The following is a 21,294-nucleotide window of genomic DNA, read 5'->3' as shown; positions in this document are numbered from 1 at the left end:
CGATAAAAAAAGCGGCTCATTGAGCCGCTTTTTAATGCCTGAAATCCAGACTTATTCCGTTAGGCCTCTGTGTTTTAACAGGGCATCCACGGTTGGCTTTCTGCCGGTGAACTTGATGTAGTCTTGCATCAGATCTTCACTGTTACCCTTAGAGAGCACGTTGTCGCGGAACTTGTTACCGTTCTCCAGTGACAGGCCGCCGTTGTGGCTCATGAAGTCGAAGGCGTCTGCCGCAAAGACCTCGGTCCACAGGTAGGCGTAGTAGCCCGCCGAATAGCCGCCGGCGAATGCATGGCTAAAGTAGGTTGACTTGTAGCGAGGTGGGATAGGCGCAAAGTCGATGCCGTGTTTCGCCAGTGCCTGCTGCTCAAACTTAGCCACGTCGTCGATCTTGGCATCGACACCAATTGAGTGCCACTCCATGTCCAGGATAGCCGCCGCCAGATACTCTGTAGTATCGAAGCCTTGTCCAAACTTACTCGCCGCCAAAACTTTCTTCAGCAGCTCGGCAGGGATAGGCTCGCCGGTCTGATAGTGCTTAGCGTAGTTGGCTAGGACTTCAGGATCGATCGACCAGTCTTCGTTCGCCTGTGATGGGAACTCGACGAAGTCTCTCGGGGTAGCGGTGCCGGCAACGCTTGGGTATTTCACCTGAGAGAAGAGACCATGCACGGCGTGACCGAACTCGTGGAACATGGTGCTGACTTCATCATAGGTCATTAGGGTTGGACCTGAGGCAGGCTTTGGAATATTCAACGCATTGTAGACCACAGGCTTAGTGCCTAGTAGGCCGCTTTGGGTTACGAACTCATCCATCCAGGCGCCACCGTTCTTACCTTCTCTGGCATAAGGGTCCAGATAGAAGATGCCGACTGAGCTCTTGTCTTTGTTAAAGATCTCATAGGCCAGCACATCCGGGTTCCATACAGGCAGATCTTTGCGCGCCTTGACCGTGATGCCGTAGAGTTTTTCCATGGCGAAGAAGAGACCGTCATTGAGGACGCGGTTAAACTCGAAGTAAGGCGTAACTTGGCTCTGATCCAGGTCGTACTTGGCTTTACGAACCTTCTCACTGTAATAGGCCCAGTCCCAAGGTGCCAGTTCGAAGTCTTGACCCGATGCCTTAATCTGCGCCTGTATGTCCGCCGCCTCTAGCTTGGCCTTGGCCACAGCCTTAGGGGCTAGGTCATCTAAGATCTCATACACGGCCGTCGGTGTCTTGGCCATCTGATCGGCTACCGTGTAGGCTGCCCAGGAGTCATAGCCAAGTAGCGCCGCCTTTTCGGCGTGCAGGTGTGACTGCTTGACGATATTCGGGCCGTTAAGCGCCATGGCGCGGTTTGCCGAGGTCTTCCACACTTTCTCTCTTAGCTCGCGATTGTTCAGGCTGGAGAGGATAGGTTGGCGAGTGGTGTTCACAAGAGTGATCAGATATCCCTCTTTGCCGGCATCTTTCGCGGCCTGGGCGAGGGTAGCGATTTCGGCGTCAGATAGGCCGTCGAGCTCCGCCTTGTCTTTAACTATGATCACTTCGTTTTTAAATGAATCGAGAACGTTCTTAGAAAACTCTGTGGTTAGGCTGGCGAGCTGACCGTTGAGATCGCGCATCTTCTCTTTATCTGCGTCAGAGAGTTTGGCACCGGCGCGCTCGAATGCCAGGTAGTAATACTCTACAAGGTGCTTGTCTTCGGCGCTCAGGCTGTCGCGGCTCTTGTAGACGCTTTCTACGCGGGCAAACAGCTCTGGGTTTAAGAAGATGTTGTCCCAGTGCGCAGACAGCTTAGGTGCTAGCTCGGCTTCCAGGGTTTGTACCTGGCTGTTAGAGTTAACGCTGGCCAGGTTAAAGAAGGTCTTGGCCACGCGGGTAAGTAGGCTACCAGACTTTTCCATGGCAACTATGGTGTTGTCAAAATCTGGGGCGGCCTGGTTGTCGATGATCGCCTGGATCTCTTTGTCGTGCTCTATGATCCCTTGGGTGAATGCTGGGGCATAATCGTCGAAGGTGATCTTATCAAACTCAGGCGCCTGATACTGTAACACGCTCTTCTTGAGCAGTACGTTGCTGGCATTGATTTGACCTTCACTCGCCTGTACGGCAGGCTTCGCCGCTTCGCTACTCGCTACTTCTGTATTGCTTGCTTCCTGACTCGCTGGTGTACAGCCAGTGAGGTATAGACCGGCTAAGATAGCCGTGGTGAGGATAGACTTGCGCATGGGTTCTCCCTGTTGCTGGCGCCCAATCGTTTTTTTGTTGCCTAACAGGCATGGGGGCGCTAAAGATGTGATTGCCGCCATACCTTATCAAGCGGGGCAGGGGCGCGGCAAATCAAAAGTTTAAGATTGGATTAATAAAGTTGTGAGAAAATATTAAGGCCATCTTTGTAACCGGGTTTTGAGCTGTGGTTTCAGTTGCCAGATCCCGTCTTGTCTGTCTCTCGTTAGTTAATGTTCATTTCATTGCCTTAGCTTTATGAAGTTGCGGCGAGCGGCGGTTTAGAGACGAATTGCAGCTTTTATCACCACCGAATACCCAGGCCTGAGTGGATTGAGGCTTGTTGGTATTCCTGTTTATCTTACTGATTATAATGATTATTACAAATAGAGCCATTTAACGGCATTCGCTTGTTGCTCTTTTATTCAAGTCACTTGGGCGAAAGCCTCTGAGGTTTCTCTCTTTGAGGAAAGTTGCCATTTTGCTCATGTTTGGGCAAAGCGAATTACTGGCGCAGATTAAGCGAGTTTTTAGTCGCCGTTCGATGGCGCGCCTATCTGCTTTAGCAGATTAATTTTCTTTCATCATCGTCTTATGAGCGAGCGGCGCCAGGTTTTAGCGTCATTGCTAGCGGCTTTTAGGGCTCAAGCTCAAGCATGATAAAACCACTTCTGGGTGACTTTCCAATAAAAAGGCCCAATCGAATCTCAGGTGAAACGCAGATAAACACGCATAAAAAGGCCAGCGTCTGTTGAACGCTGGCCTTCGTTTTCTAGTCAGCCCTGATTATCTCATCTTGCCCTGGCAAATTATGCCAGTTGAGCATCAGGAGCTTAGCGCCATTAGGCTTGGATCAGCTGATACTCATCGCGCAGGATGTCGATGATCTCCTGACGAGGATTCTCGCTCAGGTGTAGCTTATTACCTATGATGGTTTCGGCGATGCCTACGTAGGTGTTAGAGATATCCATCATCACCTCGGTTGGCAGCTTGTTGTCGCGCGCCAGGGCGAAACGCTCAGGCATGCGCTCCTTGTTGAGCAGAATATCGGGATCTGGGAAGTGGCTTAGCAGCCATTGTCTGAAGCCTTCTTTCGACTTCTCGACGATCTTGCCGTTACGGCGGGCTTCACCGTCCCAGATACGTGATGAGTCAGGGGTGCCGACTTCATCCATGTAGATCAGTTTTTCCTGACCGCTGGCATCTTTCACGTAACCAAACTCAAACTTGGTGTCGACGAAGATCTGATCCTGCTCGGCCAGGGCCTCGCTGATCACCGCAAAGCCCTCTTTAAGCAGCTTCTCGTAAAGGTCGATATCGCCCTTGCTGTGGAAGTTGAAATCTTCCAGGTGGCGCTCCAGATCCGCGCGAGAGACGTTAACATCATCGGCTTCGGGAACGCCCTCAAGACCCGTCAGTACGCCTTTGGTCGATGGGGTGATCAGCACCTCTTCCAGTTTCTGATCCTTCTCCAGTCCCTCGGGTAGTGTGATACCACAGAAGTCGCGCTCGCCCTTGCTGTAGGCACGCCACATAGAACCTGTGATGTACTGTCTGGCGATCGCTTCGACCATCACTGGCTGCGCCTTCTGCACGATCCACACGAAAGGATGTGGAACATCCAGAATATGGCTGTCTGCTAAGCCTTTCTCTTTAAATAGCTTGAACCAATGGTTAGAGATGGCATTAAGCGCCGCCCCTTTGCCAGGGACGCCGTTGAGGCCGTTTTCGCCTTGCCAGATGCAGTCGAAGGCAGAGATACGGTCACTGATCACCATGATCGCCAGCGGCGTGTCGGCGGGAACGTCATAATCTTTCTGCTCGATCAGGCGCGCACTGTCTTCGGCGGTTAACCAATAAACACTGCGGACTTTACCTGAATGTACTGGCTTGTCGGTGCGGATGGGCAGATCATCGTTAACGGCTAGAACTTTATTAGATTGATTCATAGGGTACTATTTTTATATGTAATGTTAGAGGAGGAAATTACGGCGAAATTGTAGCAGAACTGCTATGGGACAACAGCTTTTTCGCTTTAATTCTTTTGCGAAAACAGAGTGTTCTCATTGGAAGAAGGTGAATGTAAGATGCACGATAAAATTGGCGTTTTCTCGCGCGAAATGGCGGCTTTCTGGGCTAGGATTCTCGGGTGTTGGTCTGCCATGATTCAGCGCGCTTCTGGCTCATGTTACAGCATGGACTATGGACTATGGACTTTGGTCTATGGAGGACTAAGGACTAGCACTTATATCTTGTGGCTGGGCGGCCGAGTAACCCGAGATGAGGAGTTGCCAGCCCCTTAGCGTGCCTATGTCGCCTGCGGCCAGGTCACTCACCTTGAGGATCCAGTCGCCTCTTATCGCCTCGTGATTGAAGGCCTGGGTGCGATATTCCCGATACTGATTGTCTCTTCCAGCATGGCTTTCTTTTAACAAATTGCTCTCTCTTGCGGCTTGGCTTTCTTTTGACGAATTTGCAGCATGGCTTTCTTCTGACGAATCACTTGCTTTTGCAGAATGGCTTTCGCTCACCAACTGATAGCTTGTGCCCATGGGGGAGGTAAGGGTCATGCTAAGATCCCTGTGCCAGGTATGGGAGACATTAACTAAGACGCGCACGCCAAAGGCGGCAAGTTCATCTTCGACGGCGATGCGACTCACTGTTCCCTCAGGAGTATTGTCTATGATGGGATGCCAGGTGAAGTTGGCCTGCTTTATCTCGCGTATGTCGCCGGGAAGCAGGCTGAGATTGACGCTTTGCTGTTTGACCCAATTGCCGCCGTCGGATGAGGCGGTTACGGTAAACATATAGTCGCCCCATTGGGCGTCACTATTGGATGGCACCAAGAGGCTGAATGTGTCGCCGGGATGAAGCCTTTCCTTAGTGAGCCTGGCGCCGGGAAGGGAGGAGGCCAGGCTCAGGCATATCTGTCCCTCTAATTTCTCGCTAGCCAAACTTTTTCCCGTAAGGCTAGTGTCTACAAGAGTCCTGTCTTCAAGTGTCGAGAAGTGATAAATCGCGGTCTCACCCGCAGCTTTGCTTAAGCGTTTCTCTTTTACCGACAGCACGAAACCGGGCGTCAATTCAGTAGGCTTGTCCTCTGGAGTTGCTGAAGCCTCCTTTTGATCGCTCGCTATCGGCGTCTTGCTTTTTGTGTTCGTTTCGCTTATCCGTTTGGGTTTTATCTCTACCGAGCCGATAGTTGCCTTGCTCTGGGCGTTAAACTTTTCAAGCGTTTCCCTGTCCTCGGCAACCATATTGAGCAGTGGGTCGTTATAGCGGCTCTGGTAGGCGCGAAATTCGCTCGAGCCATGGGTGAAGGGTGTTAGCATAAATAGCAGGAGTATCGCGAATAGGGAGAGTCGGTTGTTGTTCACCGCTTGTGCCTCGGGTGTCTGCCCGGCCTGGATGTAGGTCAATCCAGCGGCGGAGTGATTGCTTTTCATAACGTTAGATAGCGTTAGCTAAAATTAGATATAGATAGAAAAAAAGGAAGGCTCTTGGCAGAGCCTTCCCTGGGTTACAACTTACTTGCCTTTACCTTTGGTCTTAGGCGTCGCCACTATGGTGACTTCGTAAGAGCAGTTGCTTGTGCCAGTTTCACATGCTTGGTAAGTGAAGCTAGTAGCGCTAGAGCTGAAGCGATCTGTGTAGCTTGTTTTTCTTACACCAGAGCTTACTAGGGCACCGTCGCGGTATACATCAACCAATACCTTGCTTGATGACGTCCAAGACAGGTTCGCTGTTACACGGTTACCGTCTGTGGTCGCGTTACCTTGTAGCGCCAGGCTTGGCTCTGTCACAGTGATCTCTTTAGTGACTGAGTGCTCGGCGCCATCATCATCGCTAACGGTCAGGGTGACAGTGTAGGTGCCTGCGGCGTCATAGCTGTGGCTTGGGTTTGCCAGCGTTGAGCTAGCACCGTCGCCGAAGTCCCAAGACCAGCTGCTTATTGCGCCGTCGCTGTCGCCTGAAAGGTCGCTAAACTGCACCGCTAAGAAGTTAGCCGCGAAGCTGAAGTCAGCTACTGGCGCTACGTTAGCAGGCGCATCTAGCACGGTAAAGCTTACCTGTGCCTGGTCGAATGCGTCTTCAGAGTCGTGAGCTACCGCTGTCACTATGTGGTCGCCTGCGACGAGTGAGCTCGTCGTGAATAAACCACCGGTACCAATCTTACCGCCGAAGTTTGAGTACCAGTCGATACCGGCACTTACGTCACCGTCTTCGGCGTCAATTGCGCTGCCTTCGAAGGTGATGCTGTCGCCCAGGTTGAAGCTAGTACCACCCATAGGTGCATTGATAGTCATCACAGGTGCTGTGTTTTCAGCAGGAGGCGGAAGTACCGCGTCGCCGTTTGAAACCGAGATGCTCCAGTTGTTCAGTACGCCATTCATGATGTAGCTAGAGGTATCTTCTACAAACAGACGCCATGTACCCATGCTCGACTCACCTGCGAATTCAACCGGGTTGAAGGTCTTAACCAGGTCTTTGTTCCAGAACTGACGCCAAGTCACCAGTTTAACCAGGGTGCCAGACGGAGACTGTAGCCACACGTTCAGGTATTGAACCGATTCGAACGAGATATCGACATTGACTTCGATTGCATCGATAGCAACGCCGGTAGGTAGGTCGATTTCAGTAAATACCTTGCCGCCCATCTCAGGCATCGCGATTGCCGTGTTATTAGCACCGCTTACTGTAGTGTTAGCATCGGCAACAGATAGCTCAACAGTTTCTGTGCTTGCCTGGCCTGCTGAATCAGTAGAGGTCGCAGTGATCACGTGGTCGCCTACCGACAGGTTAGACTTAGTGAACGATGCGCCGTTACCGATAACGCCGTCGATGCTTGAGGTCCAAACAATGCCAGACGTCAGGTCGCCGTCTTCGGTGTCGTTTGAGCTTGCGCTGAAGCTGACGGTTTCACCGGTTAGGTACGCGCCTTGGTTAGCAGGCGTCGCTATCTGTACGTTTGGCACGAAGTCCGTGCCTGCCGATGGTGCGCCAGTCAGTTTTAGCGACCAGCTGTTGATAGCGCCCGTGTCGCCCGCAACTTCGTCAACAACTTTCAGTGTCCACTCACCCAATGCGTTGTCCAGCTCGTATTCGGTAGGAATAAAGTTGCCAACAAGGCCAGTACCATTGCCGCCCGCACGGTCGTGCAGAATGACTTCTTCGCCGGCTGGTGAAATGACAGACACAAGCATGTCAGGTGCCCAGGCGTGGGTGATGTCAACAAACACTTCAACCTGAGTCAGCGTCATGTCATATGGAACATTGATGCTGCTGGTTGCAGGGAATGAAGGATCGTTATCGCTGATAGGCACGACTTGGTTGCTGGTCAACATAGTAGAAACAGTACCTTGAGGCCATACTTTCAGCTCTAGGTTGATGTTCTTAGAAACGGCTCCGTCGGTGGCGTTGACTGTCATGTTGTACGTACCAGGTGCAGTTTGCTCGGTCGTATTGATAGTCATGGTGTTAGTGGTGTCGCCCGCAACTGGGTTTTGTGCAAATACCACGTCAGCGTTGAGCTCAGGTACGCTGCTCAGACTCATAGTCGCTGTGCCATTGAAACCGCCCGCAGCCACCAGATCGATAGCATAAGCTTGGCTGTCGCCTTGGTTGACGGTCGATTTAGTTGGTGTTGCTTCCATGAAGAAAGAAGGTCCCGCTCCGCCTGAATCGATCAGGGCGTTGGCAAGGTTCAGGCGCTTACCTGAGATGGTTTTACCTTGCAGAGACGCAAGCGCATCACCAGTATTCATGAGTACACTTTTTAGCTGAGACGTGGTCAGGTTAGGGTTACCTGCCAGGATCAGGGCTGCGGCGCCGGCTACGTGCGGTGTCGCCATCGAGGTACCGCTGAAAGTGTCGTAGCTGTTATTAGGCGTCGTTGACAGGATGAATGAACCCGGTGCAGCCAGGTGAACCAGTTGATCGCCATAGTTAGAGAAACCAGACAGGTTGTCGGCGCTATCGGTAGAGGCTACCGCTACTACGTTAGGCACATCGTAACCGGCAGGGTAGAAACCACCGTTGTCTATGTCTGCAGAATCGTTACCCGCAGCCGCAACGAAGAGGATGTCGGCATTGTTGGCCGCCGAGATGGCATCCTTTAGGGTTTGGGTGAAGCCACCGCCACCCCAGCTGTTGTTCAGCACGCGGACGTTGTTGCCGGCGTTTTTAAGACCGATCATATAGTCGATACATTGAACGCCATCGGCTAGGGTACCGCCGCCTGTGCCGAGGAAGCTACAGCCGACCATGTTGGTTTGCCAGTTTACACCGACAACACCTAGAGCGTTGTTACCTTTGGCACCGATAGTGCCAGATACGTGAGTGCCATGAGCACCTGTATCAGACGGGTTACCGTTATCCAGGATGGCAGAGATACCGTGGATATCATCAATGTAACCGTTGCCGTCGTCATCGATACCGTTGCCCGCGATCTCATTTGGGTTGGTCCAGATGTTGTCAGCTAGATCTGGGTGGTTGAAGTCAAAGCCGGTGTCGATCACACCAACAACAACAGAAGAATCACCGATCACATAGTCCCAGGCAGTTTCAGCTTGGATCTTCTGCATGCCGTAAAGGCTTGCATATGAAGTATCGTTGGGCACTGCAGTGGTGTGTACTATGTAGTTAGGTTCTGCGTATTCAACTAGAGGGTGGTTTTTCAGGCTGTTGAGGACGGCCTCTACCTGGCGACCCTGGCCCAGATCCAGCACGGCCAGGCGACCATTGGCAATGTTACGCAGGCGGTCATCCACGCCGTCGTTATTCTTATCTTTGAAAGAGACGCCCAGGTTACGGGTTAGCGCCTTACGATCTTTCTTAGTGACTTTCTGTTTGAACTTGACTAGTACGCTTTGGTTATCGTACTGCGGCATTGCCTTCAGCGGCGCCTTGGTTACGGCCAGTGCTACAGGGCTCAAACCAGTTAAGAGTGAGGCACCTAATAGTGTTGTGAGCAGCTTGGAAGATGATTTCTTGGGTGTAGTCATCAACTGTTCTCCTGTTGTTATAAAATTTATAAGTACTCAGTGTTGTCGCACCCAGTTACTTGATGAGGTCTTCAATAGGGCTATATCACATACAAATGTATTCGATATGTATACATTTATATACCTCGATTTGGTTTTGATCAACATTTGTTTATCAAAAATGTCACAATTTCGTCTTAAATGTGAATTTATGTATATAGATGCTTGTGTGTTAATTTGACTGAGTGCTCGCAATGGACTGATATTTATAAATAAATAGCATTTGATTGGAGATAGACGCGATGGAGAAGGGGAGTGCTCTTTATATAGTGTGGAAGTGGTGAAGCAGTGTATGAGTTGGGGAAATGTACTAGGATCGACGAATCCCTAGACGACAAACACTGGGATTCTACTAACGTTGCTTAATCGGGCGCTGTTTAATCGAGCCCTGTCTAACTGAGATTTGACTAGTCGAGCTTTGTCTAATCTCGCCCTGTCGAATTGAGATATGTCTAATTGAGCTCTGTCCAATCAAGAATAAGGGCGGAGATCAAATGAGATGATCTCCGCCCTTCAATTTACTTACGCATAAGGCGCTCGTGTCTAACGAGCTTGTGCTGAATCAGCTTGTGCTGAATCAGCTTGTGCTTCACGAGCTTTTTCTTAGCGAGCCTTTTCTTAGCGAGCTTTTTCTTACCGAGACAGTGCCCAATGAGCTCACGCTTGATGAGCCATTGCTCAATGTCTAGCGTCAGCCGCAAGAACACTCATCTCTAAGGCTATCAGCACCTTACCAAATCGCCTTGATTAGCTGCAGCGACAAATCTCAGTGACTAGAAGTTGACGCTTTGGGTCTCAGTACAGATCTGGGTATTTTCTTCACAGGCCTTGTAGCTGAAGTTGCCGCTTGCCTTGCGACCAAAGCTATCGGTATAGAGGGTGTTTGCCGCTACCGTGGCGATGAGCTGCTCGTTACGGTAGATGTCAACCTTAGGGCTCGATGCCGCGACCGTCGTCAGGTTAACCCTGTGTTTGCCTCGCGCGTATTCATACTCGGCGTTTAGGCTAAAGGTGCCCGGCGTGCCGCCTTGACCGTTACAGCCACTGTTTTGTAGATAGTCGTAAGCCGCCTTGGCCTTGACTATGCCATAGCCAAAATACTCATCGTGTCCAGGTATGCCCTGATCTTCGGCGGTCGCCTTAAGTGCTTGACGGATCTCGCTACCAGTACATTCTGGGAAGTTTGACCACACCAGTGCCGCTACGCCCGACACGGCAGGGGTCGCCATCGAGGTGCCGCTCATATAACCGTAATCGCCACTCGCGATAGACACTGATGCCTGAGTCGCTGCCATTAAGGCTGTGCGGTCACTGAGCGCCGCACCCACGGCGGGAATCTGAGTGCTGTTGGCGTCACCCAGCGTGCCATATAGCATGCCGTCGACGTTATTGACTATGACGGCGCCGATACCGCCAGAGGCCTCACAGTTGGCGACCTTGTCATGGAAGGAGATGTTGCCGCGATCGATAACGCACACACTGCCCTGGGCTCGAGTATCTAAGGTTTCGGCCGTGCCCATGAAATAGGTGCTGCCACTGGCGCTGCCGATATTTTCCATGGCCGAGGCCTCGAAGAAAACATCATCCGCCGACATGGCGGCTATGGTGGCCATTTTGGCGGGATAGGTCGACAGCGTTTGTACGCCGCCGGCGGTGACTTCTACACAGGTCGTTTCGTCTTGGGTTGCATGTTTGCCTCGGCCACTGCTACAGCTAGGAAATTGCGAGAAACTGGCGATATTATTATCGGCGTCGTTGGCGCCAACCATCATGACGGCGGGGTAGGCGGCTGGGTAGGAGCGGGCGTTGTTACCATCGTTGCCCGCGGCGGCGACCACTAGGCCACCTGCCTGAGTAAAGGCTTCGAAGGCGTTAGATTCGATGCTGCTCGCACCGCCACCACCTAGGCTCATGCTGATGATGTTGGCGCCCGCCTGGCTACAGAGGTCGGTGGCATGAGCCAGATCTGAAGAGTAGGCCCAGCCGCTGGCGGTAAAGACCTTGATGATATGCATATCGACCCCAGGTGCCATACCAACGACACCTATGTCGTTGTCTGCCGCACCTATAGTACCGGCAACATGGGTGCCATGAGGTCCGCCGTTGACATCCCAATCACCTGTGCCGGAATCGTTATCGCCTGTGACGGCTCCCCAGTTAAAGTCAGGGTTGCTTCTATCCAGGCCCGAGTCGATCACGCACACCTTAATGCCGGCGCCCGGCACGAAATCAACTTGATCTGCCTGAGACTGATAGACGGCATAGGGGGTGAGTTGGCTCAACATAGGGTCGCCCGCATCATCCTGATAGAGTGACTGCAGGGTACGGCGTTGGTCTTCCTCGACCAGCTTCACATGGGGATTGTTTAACAGGCCTTTGACCTGGGCGAGATCTTGGGCGTTAAAGCTGGCGGCGAAGAAGCCATCACCGTCGAGTTCGATTGTCGCGCCCGACTTGACCGCCAGGGCCTTCACTATGCCCTTGTGTTGATTATCGACTTGAACCACATAGCGGTTGTCTGCTGCCTGACTCGAGGCGGCGATACCCAGTGTGATTAGGGAGATCATGCCTGCTAGTTTACTGATTTTCATCTTATATGCTCCACGATTTCCTGTTGCATTGGCAGCTTGCATATCCTGCTATACCGCTGCTGGCTCAGGTGCCTCGTTGTTATTGTGTGTGGTAGGGATGAGCTAGGCTCATGGCGCCGCTCTCCTTGCTGAGGGGGATTTCTCTGCAAGATTTACAGCTTTAAATATACATTTATATACAAAAATATTCATTTGATCAAATGTATTTAACAAATAACAAACATTTTTTAGGGTGGTTTAGTGCATTAGGCGGAAAATGTTGGGATGCAACCGGATGAATTCTCGTCGCTTGGGGGTGAAAAGTTGGCTTATCAGCAGGGAGATTAGCAGCGGCATTAGAAGAGGAAGGGGGATGAGCAGCGAACTGGCACTATTAGCGCATCGGTTTTATAGACCTGTTTCTACAGGCTTTACCGACTTTCTGTTTCTAGCTTATCTGTTTTCAGGGGCTTTGCTTGTGGCAGCTTGGTGAGCGGCCGCTTGATGTTCCGTTGCCTTATGTTCTAGCGCTTAGTGTTCAGCTGGCTTGGTTGAAGAATTTTTGTTATCAGACTCTCTGTTAACTAAAGGGCAGGCGAGCGACAACTTGGCGCCGCCGAGCTGGGACGAGGAGATGGTGAGGGCGCCACCATGGGCTTCGCATATCTTCTTGGCCAGCGCGAGACCCAGGCCGATACCGCCCGAATCCCGACAACGGCTTTGATCTAGCCTGACGAAGGGTTCAAATACCCTTTCTCTCTGCTCCGTGGGGATCCCTGGGCCATCATCTTCGATGATGACCAGGATACGGGACTTTTCTTGCTTGAGGCTAATGAGTACCTGAGAGCGGGCGAAGCGCGCCGCGTTGCGCAGTATATTGGAAAATGCCCGCGTAATCTGGGTGCTATCGGCCTTAACCAGGCAAGCTTCACTTGGGTTAACCTCCAGCTTAAAGGCCTTATCGGGATAGAGGACACTATTAGCGTCCATCAACTCACCCAGCAGTTTATTGAGATTGACCTGTGAGAGGTGCAACGGCCTGGATTTACTCTCTATCTGGATGAAATCCAGCGCCTCTTTGATCAGCTTCTCCAGTTCACTCAGGCCTTTGTTGATGGTGTCGATGAGGCGAGTGGGTTTGTCCTGCTCAAACTGTTCTTCCAGCATGTCGAAGGCCAGCTGAACCCGGGCAAGCGGGGATCTAAACTCGTGGGCAACGGCTTGAATTAACTCGCGTTGAGATTGAATGTTCTGATTGAGGGAGGCGTTGATCTTGCGCTGGTGATGACGATTCACCAGCAGGAGCAGGATGATAAACAAGACGCTCAGACCACCTAGCCATACGTTGCGCTGATAAGTATGTTGTGCAAGCTGGGTCTTCTGCAGCGCCTGATCGGCCTGCAGCAACTTTATCTGCTGCTCCTGCTGCTCGGCCTCGAAGTGGCTGAGGAGAAAGGCCATTCTCTGGTCGCTCTCAGAGTTAAACATCTCATCGTTCACCTGCTTAAAGGCTTCCAGACTCGCTAGCGCCTGTTCGGCCTGCCCGAGATGTTTGTAGAGCTGATAGCGAAACTCGTGTGCATCGCGCACGATACGCTTATCTTGCAGCTGCTGGGAGCTGTTTAACGCCGCCGCACTCAAGGTGAGGGCGCGTTCACTGTTGCCACGTAATTTTTCCACCTTAGCGAGGGTCAGCAGGCCATAGGCGCTGAGGGAGACGATACCCAGCTTATTGGCCTGATCTAAGCCCGTGGTGATCTGATTGAAGGCCTGCTCGGGGTCATCGAGTTCGATATAGGCATTGGCGAGATCTATGTTGATCCTGGCCTCGAGCGCCGTATCTGGGATCGCTTTTGCCAGCGCCAGGGCCTCTTGGTACTGCAACAGCGCCGACTCCAATTGATGCTCGTGCAGATGGACCATGCCGAGGTTGCCGTGGATCTCGGCGATGCCCTGTTGATCCTTGAGGGATTCGTAGTAACCCAGAGAGCGTTGCAGATAAGAGAGCGCCTGCTCGCTGTCCTTCAGATAGAAATAGGTGAGGCCGATATTACCCAGGATCTGGGCCAGGCCAGGCAGATCGTTCAGTTCCTCGCGAATCTTCCTCGACTGCAGTTGATAGTCCAGCGCCAGGCTATAGTTGCCGCTGGTGCCATACATGTTGGCGATGTTATTGAGGGAGACGGCAATGCTCTTCTCATCCCCCACCTCTTTTTGAATGTTGAAGGCGCGGATGAAATAGTCGAGCGCCTTCTCAGGTTGCCCCAGAGTCTGGTAGATGATCGCCATATAGTTGGTCGTGCTGGCGATGCCCCTGAGATTTTTCTCCTGCTTGGCTATTTCCTGGGCCTGTTCGAAGGTCTTGAGGGCGGTCTGATAGTCCGCCTTGCGCCAATAGATGATCCCCTGCATGGTCTGTGCTGTAAAGAGTCCATGTGGGTCATTGCTTGCCTTGGCCAGTTGTTTGGCTTGGTCGGTGCGCAGCTGGGCATTTTCATACTGACTCAGGGAGACATATATCCAGGCCATGTTGTTCAGCACAGTGACTTTACGGATATCGTCGGGGATCTTGGAGAAGAGGGTCAGCGCCTGTTCACCATAGGCCAGGCTCTTGAGGGGGTCGTTGTCGCGATAATGTTTGACCAGCGCGGTGAGCAGTTCACCCTGCTGGTTTTCCGGTAGCGTCGTCAGCTGCGCCTCTCGTTCTGTGATGTCGGCCCTTGCCTCGGGAGGATCCATACGTGCGGCGATACCGACCAGGCTTAGGCTGATCAGTATCGCGAGCAGTAGTAAGGCAATGGGCTTTTTTCGCATCTAGGTCAGTCTCCGACAAACAGATAACCCTTGCCGTGGATTGTCTTGATGCGGGTGGCGTGGCTGGGATCGTCGCCAAGCTTGCGGCGAATGCGTGACACCCTAAGATCTATGGTCCTATGGGAACTCTCGTATCCCAGGTCGCTGAAGTAATCAGAAATAGAGTCTCTGTCGCAGATCTCGCCGGGTCGGCTGGCCAGCAACCACAGCAGCTCAAATTCGGCGGTGGTGAGTTCGATATCCTGTCCATGTTGTTGGATGCGTTGATATTTCTTATCTATGCTGAGGCCGTCAAATTCGATGAGGCTTTCGTTATTGCTGTGCAGCTTACTGAGTTTCTCGGTGACAGGTGGCTCAGGCTTACGTCTCAGTAGGGCCCGGACTCTGGCGAGCAACACCCGGGAGCGCACGGGTTTGGCCAGGTAGTCGTCGGCGCCTGTCTCCAGGCCGGCAACTTCGTCGATATCGTTGTTCAGGGCGGTCAGCATCAGGATAGGGCCGTTGTAGCTCCCCTCGATCCCCGGATGGCCATGACGCACCGCGCGGCAGATGGACAAGCCGTCCATGTCGGGCAGCATCACATCTAAGATAACCAACATAGGTTGCTCGGCAATGATGCGCTCGACGGCCTTGGCACCGTTGTGTTCTATCTCGGTCTTGTAGCCGTTCATTTCGAGAAAATCGGCGACCAGGTTTGCCAGATCGGCATCGTCATCGACAATCAGTATCCAGTTATTATCCTTCACGATATCCCTCTGAAGTGTTGCAATACTGTAAAAGGTTTATTGCCAGTTATTATATATCACTTTTGTATTCTAATGTATGTTTATGTATATAAAACTTGTTGTGAAAGCAATAGTTAGCGCTAAATCGGTCCAACTTCGGGGCAAACAGGCTTATTTCCCAAGCCTGTTTTCGACGTTTATTTTCGAAGTTTAATTTCGAAGAGTGGCTAGAAACTATAGCCAGCGACATAAGTTAACCGAGTAATGGAAGGGTTAGAAGCTGAGGGGAGATAAAAAAGTTTAAGGCTTCCCTGCCTTAAACATAAAACTAGCACTTAGCACTTAGCACTTAGCACTTAGCACTCAGAACGAGATAAGGCTGTGGTTGGATGGCGAGAAGCTTTGCTTAAAGAGCGGCTTTCCTTAGATCGAGACTCTGGCTGGACAATGGCTTAGATGAAACCATAGCGATTCGAGGGATCTTGGCGGGGTCCAATTGCAGCTCATCCGGGATAGGCAGCTGGTTACTCCCCATGTAACTAACCCAGGTATTGCGCGAACTAGTCTTGGCTTGGTACAGCGCCATATCGGCAAGATGAACCACCTGCTCCCAGCGTAGCTTATCCGCCTGGGCTGTGGAGAAGGGGTAGGGGGCGGCGCCGACCGAGGCGGTGATCTTTATGGTGCGCTTAGCGTCGAGTTCGATCTCCATCGACTCGATGGCGTGACGGACTTTTTCCGCTAGCTGGTCTATCTCTTGGCGATCGATAAAGCGTGCCACCACCAGAAACTCCTCACCGCCCCAGCGCACCACATAATCATAGTTGCGAAACAGAGTCGTCAGTCGCTGACCCACCTGGCTCAGCACGCGATCGCCGGCCAGGTGACCATAGGTGTCATTAATGGGCTTAAAGTGATCGATATCTATGATGAGCGCCAACAAGTCGGCTTTGCTCGGCAGCTCTTCATTCCTTAGCTGCGTGACGTCATAGCTGCGGTCGACCCGATTCAGGTCTTGGGCAATCATCTCTTCGATGAAGCGGCGATTCTTAAGGCCGGTCAGGGGATCTCTGTGACTCATCTCCTGCAGGCGCAGGTTTTCAAGTTGCAGCGCCTGAGTGCGTTCATCGATCGCTTGTTCCAGTCGTGTTCTGGACAGGGCACTGGCCTGTCTGTAGACCCGCTGCATCACCAAGGCGATGGCAATAAGCGGCGCAAGATAGTGAAGCAGCAGATTCGAATAATGGGCTTTGAGATCGCCCAGCCATGAGGAGGCAATGCTGGCCTGGCGGCTTGGGTCGTGCAGCGGTGATGCAGAGGCCTTGGAAATTTGGGAAAGGCCTACGGAAGCCATGTTAGATGGCGCCGAAGCAAACTGGAATGGTTTGCCGCTCTGCTCAAGTCTAGGGCTTGCGGTGGCGACCATGCTATAGGGGGCGGCCAACGTACTAGGCATGAGTGCACTAGGCATAAGTGCGTGAGATGTGAGTGCATAAGGCATGAGCATAGGCTGAACCTGGCTAGTACTCGCCGCGACTTGGCTAGAGACTAGTAGCATCAAGCTACAGGCAAAGCATGTAGTTGTTTTGAGTGTGAGCTGTCGAAAACGCCTAGCCATAACCGGATACCTCTTGTTTGAACGCTAACATCAGTGGGCATTTCATCGGTGAATTTGTAATGAATTTGTTGCCAATAAGTCCGTTTGTTACACCATGTATTCTTTTGTATATGAATGTATATTATGTGGCAAAGTGGATTTTTGCAATAGCGGTGTGGATTTTTACGACAGGGACGTGGATTTTTGCGATAGCGTAGTGGATTTTAGAGATAGCGTAGTTGATTTTAGAGATAGTGGCTTAAGTCGCCCAGAGGAGTAAGAAAAGGGGGATAGCGTGGGGATGGCCATAAACCGTCATGGCAAGATATAGAGCAGGGCGCCGGCTTCTCCCGGACGCCCTTAATTGTATGGCTAATGCTAGCCTTGGCCTATTTGCTGGCGGCGCTGTGACGCGCTAGCAGGTTGGCGGTGATATCCTCCAGGCTAAGGTCTTGATCTTCTAGTAGCACCAGCAGGTGATAGATGAGATCTGAGGCCTCGTTGATCAGCTCCTCCTTGTCATGGGTGGCGGCTGCGAGGGCGGTCTCCAGTCCCTCTTCGCCGACCTTTTGGGCGATCCGTTTGGTGCCGCGCTCGAACAGGTGCGCCGTGTAGCTGCTCTTGGCATCTTGTCCCCTGCGCGAGGCGATGAGATTTGCCAGATTGTCAATAAAGGGATGTGCCTCGCCGTCGGGCCAACAGCTTTCCCGTTCCAGGTGGCAGGTGGGGCCGTTGGGGATCACCTGCAGCAGCAGGCTGTCGTTGTCACAGTCGCTGTCGATGGCGATAAGATCTAGGGTGTTGCCCGAGGTTTCGCCCTTGGTCCACAGCCGCTGCTTGCTGCGACTGAAGAAGGTGACCTTGCGGCTTGCCAGGGTCTGGGCCAGCGCCTCTTGATTCATATAGCCCAGCATCAACACCTTACCCGTGAGGTGGTTCTGGACCACGGCGGGCAGCAAACCCTGCTGTTTGTCCCAATCTAAGTTGTTAAAATCTTCTAGGTTTTTCATCTTTATTCCTTGAACAAATTTGGGGCGGTTACAGGCGCATCTGTACGCCGTTGTCGAGCAGGTATCGCTTAAGCGCCTCTATTTCTATGATCCCTTTGTGAAAGACGCTGGCCGCGAGGGCCGCATCCACACCCGCCTGGGTGAACACCTCGAGGAAGTGTTCCATGGTGCCGGCGCCGCCCGAGGCGATGAGGGGTACGTCGCAGATGGCGCGCACCATGGCGAGTTGCTTGATGTCATAGCCCTGGCGAACGCCATCCTGGTTCATCACGTTCAGCACTATCTCGCCGCAGCCGCGTCTCTGCACCTCTTCCACCCAGTCTTGGGTATACCACTGGGTATCTTTGGTGGCGGCCTCGTCACCGGTAAATTGCTTCACCTTGTAGCTGTTGGTATCGGCGTCATAGTAAGAGTCTATGCCTATCACGATACATTGACGGCCGAATTCATCTTGCAGGCGATCGATCAGGCTGGGATCGCTCAGCGCCGGCGAGTTTATCGAGATCTTATCGGCGCCGAACGCCAACTTTTCCCGCGCCTGCTCGATACTCTTGATGCCGCCGGCGACGCAGAAGGGGATATCTATCTGCTCGGCGACGCGGCTGACCCAGCTCTTGTCCACCACTCTGTCGTGGGCGCTGGCGGTGATGTCGTAAAATACCAGCTCGTCGGCGCCCTCAGCGGCATAGCGGGCGGCCAGGGGTACTATGTCGCCGACGATCTCATGGTTACGAAACTGAACCCCCTTGACCACCTTACCGTCACGGACATCCAGACAGGGAACTATGCGTTTGGCCAGCATGCGATCGCCTCCTTCACGGTAAAGTTGTTGATGAGTAGGGCCTTGCCTATGATGATGCCGCTGGCACCGCTATCACGCACGGCGCTCACATCGTCCAGGGTGGCGATGCCGCCTGAGGCCTGCCACTCAATGTCGGGATAACGCGCCGCGATCTCCTGATAGAGCTGGGTATTGCTGCCTTGCAGCGTGCCGTCGCGACTGATGTCGGTAACCAGGGCGTGCTTGAGTCCATAGGGGGCGAAAGTGGCCACCAGAGATTCCAGTGTCTTGCCGCCGCCGCTTTGCCAGCCCGACACGGCGACTATCTTCTCGCCCGCCTGGTTGATGTTCACGTCCAGCGCCAGGCAGATTGCATCGCTGCCATAGGTTTCGAGCCAGGATTGCACCAGCTCTGGCTGTTTGACGGCGAGGGAGCCTATCACCACCCGCTTGACCCCGAGCGCTAACAGCTCCTTGACCTGGGCCTCGCTGCGAATGCCGCCGCCGACCTGAATGTTGGCCTCGAGATTCTCAACCAGTTCACCTATGAGTCGGGTCTGGCGTCTGTCTGGGTCTTTTGCACCGGTCAGATCGACGATATGCAGCCAGGTCGCGCCTTGGGCCTGATAGGCCTGTAGCTGGGCGAGCGGACTCAGGTCGAAGGTGGTCTGCTGGGCATAATCGCCCTGGTAGAGACGCACCACTTGGCCCTCGATGAGATCGATTGCTGGGATGATCATTGGGCGCTCTCCTGTGTAGATTTGTGGTTGCAGGCAAAGCTGCTGGCATTCATTTTCATAAAGTTTTTTAATATGGTGGCCCCCACCGCGGCGCTTTTTTCCGGGTGGAACTGCACCCCCATAAAGTTGTCTTTGGCGATGGCGGCGCTAAAGCCCTCGCCATATTCGCACTTGGCGATGGTGAAATCGCCCAGCGGCGCCCGGTAGCTGTGAACGAAATAGACATAGCTGCCCTCGGCAACCCCGGCAAACAGCGGGTGATCGCCCGGGCTTATCTGATTCCAGCCCATGTGGGGCAGCGGCAGGCCCTTTGCGTCCAGCTGCTCGATATTAGTGTCGATCAGCCCAAGGCACTGACAGTCCTTGCTACTATTCTCGTAACTTAAGCCACCGCGCTCCTGTGACGCCTTGGTCAGCATCTGCATGCCGAGGCAGACGCCGAGCACCGGCTGGGTGAGGGAGCAGATGGTGTCGATAAGCTTCTTGTCCTTCAGCGCCTTCATGGCGGCCCTGGCGGTACCAACGCCTGGCAGCACCACGCGGGTGGCCGCCTTTATCTTGTCGATATCGTCACTCACCTCGACGTCGGCGCCGATCCGCTCGAAGGCGTAACGCACCGAGCTCAAATTAGCGCAGCCGGTATCTATGATGATGGTATCTGATTGGGTCATAGCACCCCCTTACTCGATGGCAGGGCGTCACCTTCGACCTTCACCGCCTGGCGCAGGGTGCGGCCAAAGACCTTAAACAGGCTCTCCACCTTGTGGTGATCGTTATCGCCCTGGGTCGAGAGGTGCAGGGTGCAGCGCAGGCCATCGGCAAGGGAGCGGAAGAAGTGGGGCACCATCTCTGTGGCCATCTCGCCCACCATCTCGCGCTCGAACTGCCCCTCAAACTTGATAAAGGGGCGACCCGAGAGATCCAGCAGACAGCTGGCGCTGGCTTCATCCATGGGGATGCTAAAGCCGAAGCGGGCGATGCCGCGTTTATCCCCAAGGGCCTGTCTGAGGGCATCGCCTATGGCAAGCGCCGTGTCTTCGACGCTGTGGTGATCGTCTATCTCCAGATCGCCATCGACGCTGACATCCAGCCTGAAGTTACCGTGGGTGGCTATCTGATCAAGCATGTGGTCGAAGAAGCCGATGCCGGTATTGATGCTGCTCTTTAGCTGGCTGTCGAGATCGACAGTGACCTTGATGTCGGTCTCCTTGGTGGTGCGCACCACAGTCGCCACACGATTACCGCCAAGCAGTTGCTCGGCGATGGCGTCCCAGTTCAAGGTCTCGCGATTGTACTGTATGCCTGTGATGCCCATGGCCTCGGCCAGGCCAAGGTCTGTCTCTCTGTCGCCGATCACCGCCGACTGGGTAAAGTCGACCCGACCCTCGGTGAGGTACGCCTTGACCAGACCCAGCTTAGGTTTGCGGCAGCTACAGTTTTCATCGTCAAAGTGTGGGCAGATGAGCACCTCATCGAACTTGACACCTTGGCTGTTGAAGATCTGCATCATCATATCCTGGGGCGCATCGAAGTCATCCTTGGGGAAGGAGGGGGTGCCCAGGCCATCTTGGTTGCTGACCATCACCAGGCGATAGCCGGCGCCCTGCAGCTTGAGCAGGGCCGGGATCACCTGAGGCTCAAATACCAGCTTGGCCAGGCTATCGACCTGCTTGTCGGTGACCGGCTCCTCGATCAGTGTGCCATCGCGGTCGATAAAGAGGATTTTCTGTTTCATCATGCTTCTACCTTAAATCTGCTTCTATCTTAAATTTGTCGTTATTGTCTGGCTGGGTGCGGCTCTA

Annotated in this window: 14 protein-coding genes; all 14 read right to left on the bottom strand. The window is 53.1% G+C overall.

What is annotated here, in order from left to right:
• Nucleotides 1–51 precede the first annotated feature (51 nt).
• The 14 genes from K0I63_RS11465 to hisB all read right to left on the bottom strand — a co-directional run bounded on the left by K0I63_RS11465 (nucleotide 52) and on the right by hisB (nucleotide 21,227).
• Complete coding sequence (locus K0I63_RS11465) at nucleotides 52–2,214, bottom strand: M3 family metallopeptidase (RefSeq protein WP_220081121.1); 2,163 nt, start codon at nucleotides 2,212–2,214, stop codon at nucleotides 52–54.
• A gap of 840 nt (nucleotides 2,215–3,054) precedes the next feature.
• Nucleotides 3,055–4,161 (bottom strand): phosphoribosylaminoimidazolesuccinocarboxamide synthase, encoded by a 1,107-nt coding sequence (locus K0I63_RS11460; RefSeq protein ID WP_220081120.1) that lies wholly within the window; start codon nucleotides 4,159–4,161, stop codon nucleotides 3,055–3,057.
• Nucleotides 4,162–4,443: 282 nt separating this feature from the next.
• The gene (locus tag K0I63_RS11455; RefSeq protein WP_220081119.1) at nucleotides 4,444–5,658 is read right to left on the bottom strand and encodes a proprotein convertase P-domain-containing protein; all 1,215 of its coding nucleotides are present in this window, start codon (nucleotides 5,656–5,658) and stop codon (nucleotides 4,444–4,446) included.
• Between the two features lie 81 nt (nucleotides 5,659–5,739).
• On the bottom strand, nucleotides 5,740–9,216 hold the full coding sequence (locus K0I63_RS11450; protein ID WP_258407011.1) for a S8 family serine peptidase: 3,477 nt from the start codon (nucleotides 9,214–9,216) through the stop codon (nucleotides 5,740–5,742).
• A gap of 366 nt (nucleotides 9,217–9,582) precedes the next feature.
• Nucleotides 9,583–9,726 (bottom strand): pentapeptide repeat-containing protein, encoded by a 144-nt coding sequence (locus K0I63_RS20065; protein WP_220081117.1) that lies wholly within the window; start codon nucleotides 9,724–9,726, stop codon nucleotides 9,583–9,585.
• A gap of 302 nt (nucleotides 9,727–10,028) precedes the next feature.
• Nucleotides 10,029–11,846, bottom strand: a complete 1,818-nt coding sequence (locus K0I63_RS11440; protein ID WP_220081116.1) for a S8 family serine peptidase — start codon at nucleotides 11,844–11,846, stop codon at nucleotides 10,029–10,031.
• A 510-nt stretch (nucleotides 11,847–12,356) separates the two neighbouring features.
• On the bottom strand, nucleotides 12,357–14,639 hold the full coding sequence (locus tag K0I63_RS11435; RefSeq protein WP_220081115.1) for a tetratricopeptide repeat protein: 2,283 nt from the start codon (nucleotides 14,637–14,639) through the stop codon (nucleotides 12,357–12,359).
• A 5-nt stretch (nucleotides 14,640–14,644) separates the two neighbouring features.
• Nucleotides 14,645–15,385: a response regulator gene (locus tag K0I63_RS11430; RefSeq protein ID WP_011866004.1), complete on the bottom strand. Its 741-nt coding sequence runs from the start codon at nucleotides 15,383–15,385 to the stop codon at nucleotides 14,645–14,647.
• A 385-nt stretch (nucleotides 15,386–15,770) separates the two neighbouring features.
• Nucleotides 15,771–16,820: a GGDEF domain-containing protein gene (locus K0I63_RS11425; RefSeq protein ID WP_220081114.1), complete on the bottom strand. Its 1,050-nt coding sequence runs from the start codon at nucleotides 16,818–16,820 to the stop codon at nucleotides 15,771–15,773.
• A 530-nt stretch (nucleotides 16,821–17,350) separates the two neighbouring features.
• On the bottom strand, nucleotides 17,351–17,971 hold the full coding sequence (gene hisIE, locus K0I63_RS11420; protein ID WP_220081113.1) for a bifunctional phosphoribosyl-AMP cyclohydrolase/phosphoribosyl-ATP diphosphatase HisIE: 621 nt from the start codon (nucleotides 17,969–17,971) through the stop codon (nucleotides 17,351–17,353).
• A 28-nt stretch (nucleotides 17,972–17,999) separates the two neighbouring features.
• Nucleotides 18,000–18,773: an imidazole glycerol phosphate synthase subunit HisF gene (gene hisF, locus K0I63_RS11415; protein WP_220071622.1), complete on the bottom strand. Its 774-nt coding sequence runs from the start codon at nucleotides 18,771–18,773 to the stop codon at nucleotides 18,000–18,002.
• A complete protein-coding gene (gene hisA, locus K0I63_RS11410) occupies nucleotides 18,755–19,492 on the bottom strand; it encodes a 1-(5-phosphoribosyl)-5-[(5-phosphoribosylamino)methylideneamino]imidazole-4-carboxamide isomerase (RefSeq protein WP_220081112.1) in 738 nt (245 codons plus the stop codon). The genes hisF and hisA overlap by 19 nt, the downstream gene beginning before the upstream one ends.
• Nucleotides 19,489–20,163, bottom strand: a complete 675-nt coding sequence (gene hisH / locus K0I63_RS11405) for an imidazole glycerol phosphate synthase subunit HisH (RefSeq protein ID WP_220081111.1) — start codon at nucleotides 20,161–20,163, stop codon at nucleotides 19,489–19,491. The genes hisA and hisH overlap by 4 nt, the downstream gene beginning before the upstream one ends.
• On the bottom strand, nucleotides 20,160–21,227 hold the full coding sequence (gene hisB, locus K0I63_RS11400) for a bifunctional histidinol-phosphatase/imidazoleglycerol-phosphate dehydratase HisB (protein ID WP_220083428.1): 1,068 nt from the start codon (nucleotides 21,225–21,227) through the stop codon (nucleotides 20,160–20,162). The genes hisH and hisB overlap by 4 nt, the downstream gene beginning before the upstream one ends.
• Nucleotides 21,228–21,294 lie beyond the last annotated feature (67 nt).

The sequence above is a fragment of the Shewanella rhizosphaerae genome (assembly GCF_019457655.1).
GTDB classification, from domain to species: domain Bacteria; phylum Pseudomonadota; class Gammaproteobacteria; order Enterobacterales; family Shewanellaceae; genus Shewanella; species Shewanella loihica.
The sequence above is the reverse complement of the archived record's forward strand: the minus strand, read 5'-3'. Positions and strand labels throughout refer to the sequence as shown.

Excerpts from the sequence above, each read along its gene's own strand:
- hisIE (WP_220081113.1), bottom strand. The coding sequence starts at position 17,971 with ATGAAAAACCTAGAAGATTTTAACAACTTAGATTGGGACAAACAGCAG.
- hisH (WP_220081111.1), bottom strand. The coding sequence starts at position 20,163 with ATGACCCAATCAGATACCATCATCATAGATACCGGCTGCGCTAATTTG.
- K0I63_RS11425 (WP_220081114.1), bottom strand. The coding sequence starts at position 16,820 with ATGCCTAGTACGTTGGCCGCCCCCTATAGCATGGTCGCCACCGCAAGC.
- K0I63_RS11465 (WP_220081121.1), bottom strand. The coding sequence starts at position 2,214 with ATGCGCAAGTCTATCCTCACCACGGCTATCTTAGCCGGTCTATACCTC.
- hisA (WP_220081112.1), bottom strand. The coding sequence starts at position 19,492 with ATGATCATCCCAGCAATCGATCTCATCGAGGGCCAAGTGGTGCGTCTC.
- K0I63_RS11440 (WP_220081116.1), bottom strand. The coding sequence starts at position 11,846 with ATGAAAATCAGTAAACTAGCAGGCATGATCTCCCTAATCACACTGGGT.
- K0I63_RS11455 (WP_220081119.1), bottom strand. The coding sequence starts at position 5,658 with ATGAAAAGCAATCACTCCGCCGCTGGATTGACCTACATCCAGGCCGGG.
- K0I63_RS11435 (WP_220081115.1), bottom strand. The coding sequence starts at position 14,639 with ATGCGAAAAAAGCCCATTGCCTTACTACTGCTCGCGATACTGATCAGC.
- hisB (WP_220083428.1), bottom strand. The coding sequence starts at position 21,227 with ATGAAACAGAAAATCCTCTTTATCGACCGCGATGGCACACTGATCGAG.
- hisF (WP_220071622.1), bottom strand. The coding sequence starts at position 18,773 with ATGCTGGCCAAACGCATAGTTCCCTGTCTGGATGTCCGTGACGGTAAG.
- K0I63_RS11460 (WP_220081120.1), bottom strand. The coding sequence starts at position 4,161 with ATGAATCAATCTAATAAAGTTCTAGCCGTTAACGATGATCTGCCCATC.
- K0I63_RS11450 (WP_258407011.1), bottom strand. The coding sequence starts at position 9,216 with ATGACTACACCCAAGAAATCATCTTCCAAGCTGCTCACAACACTATTA.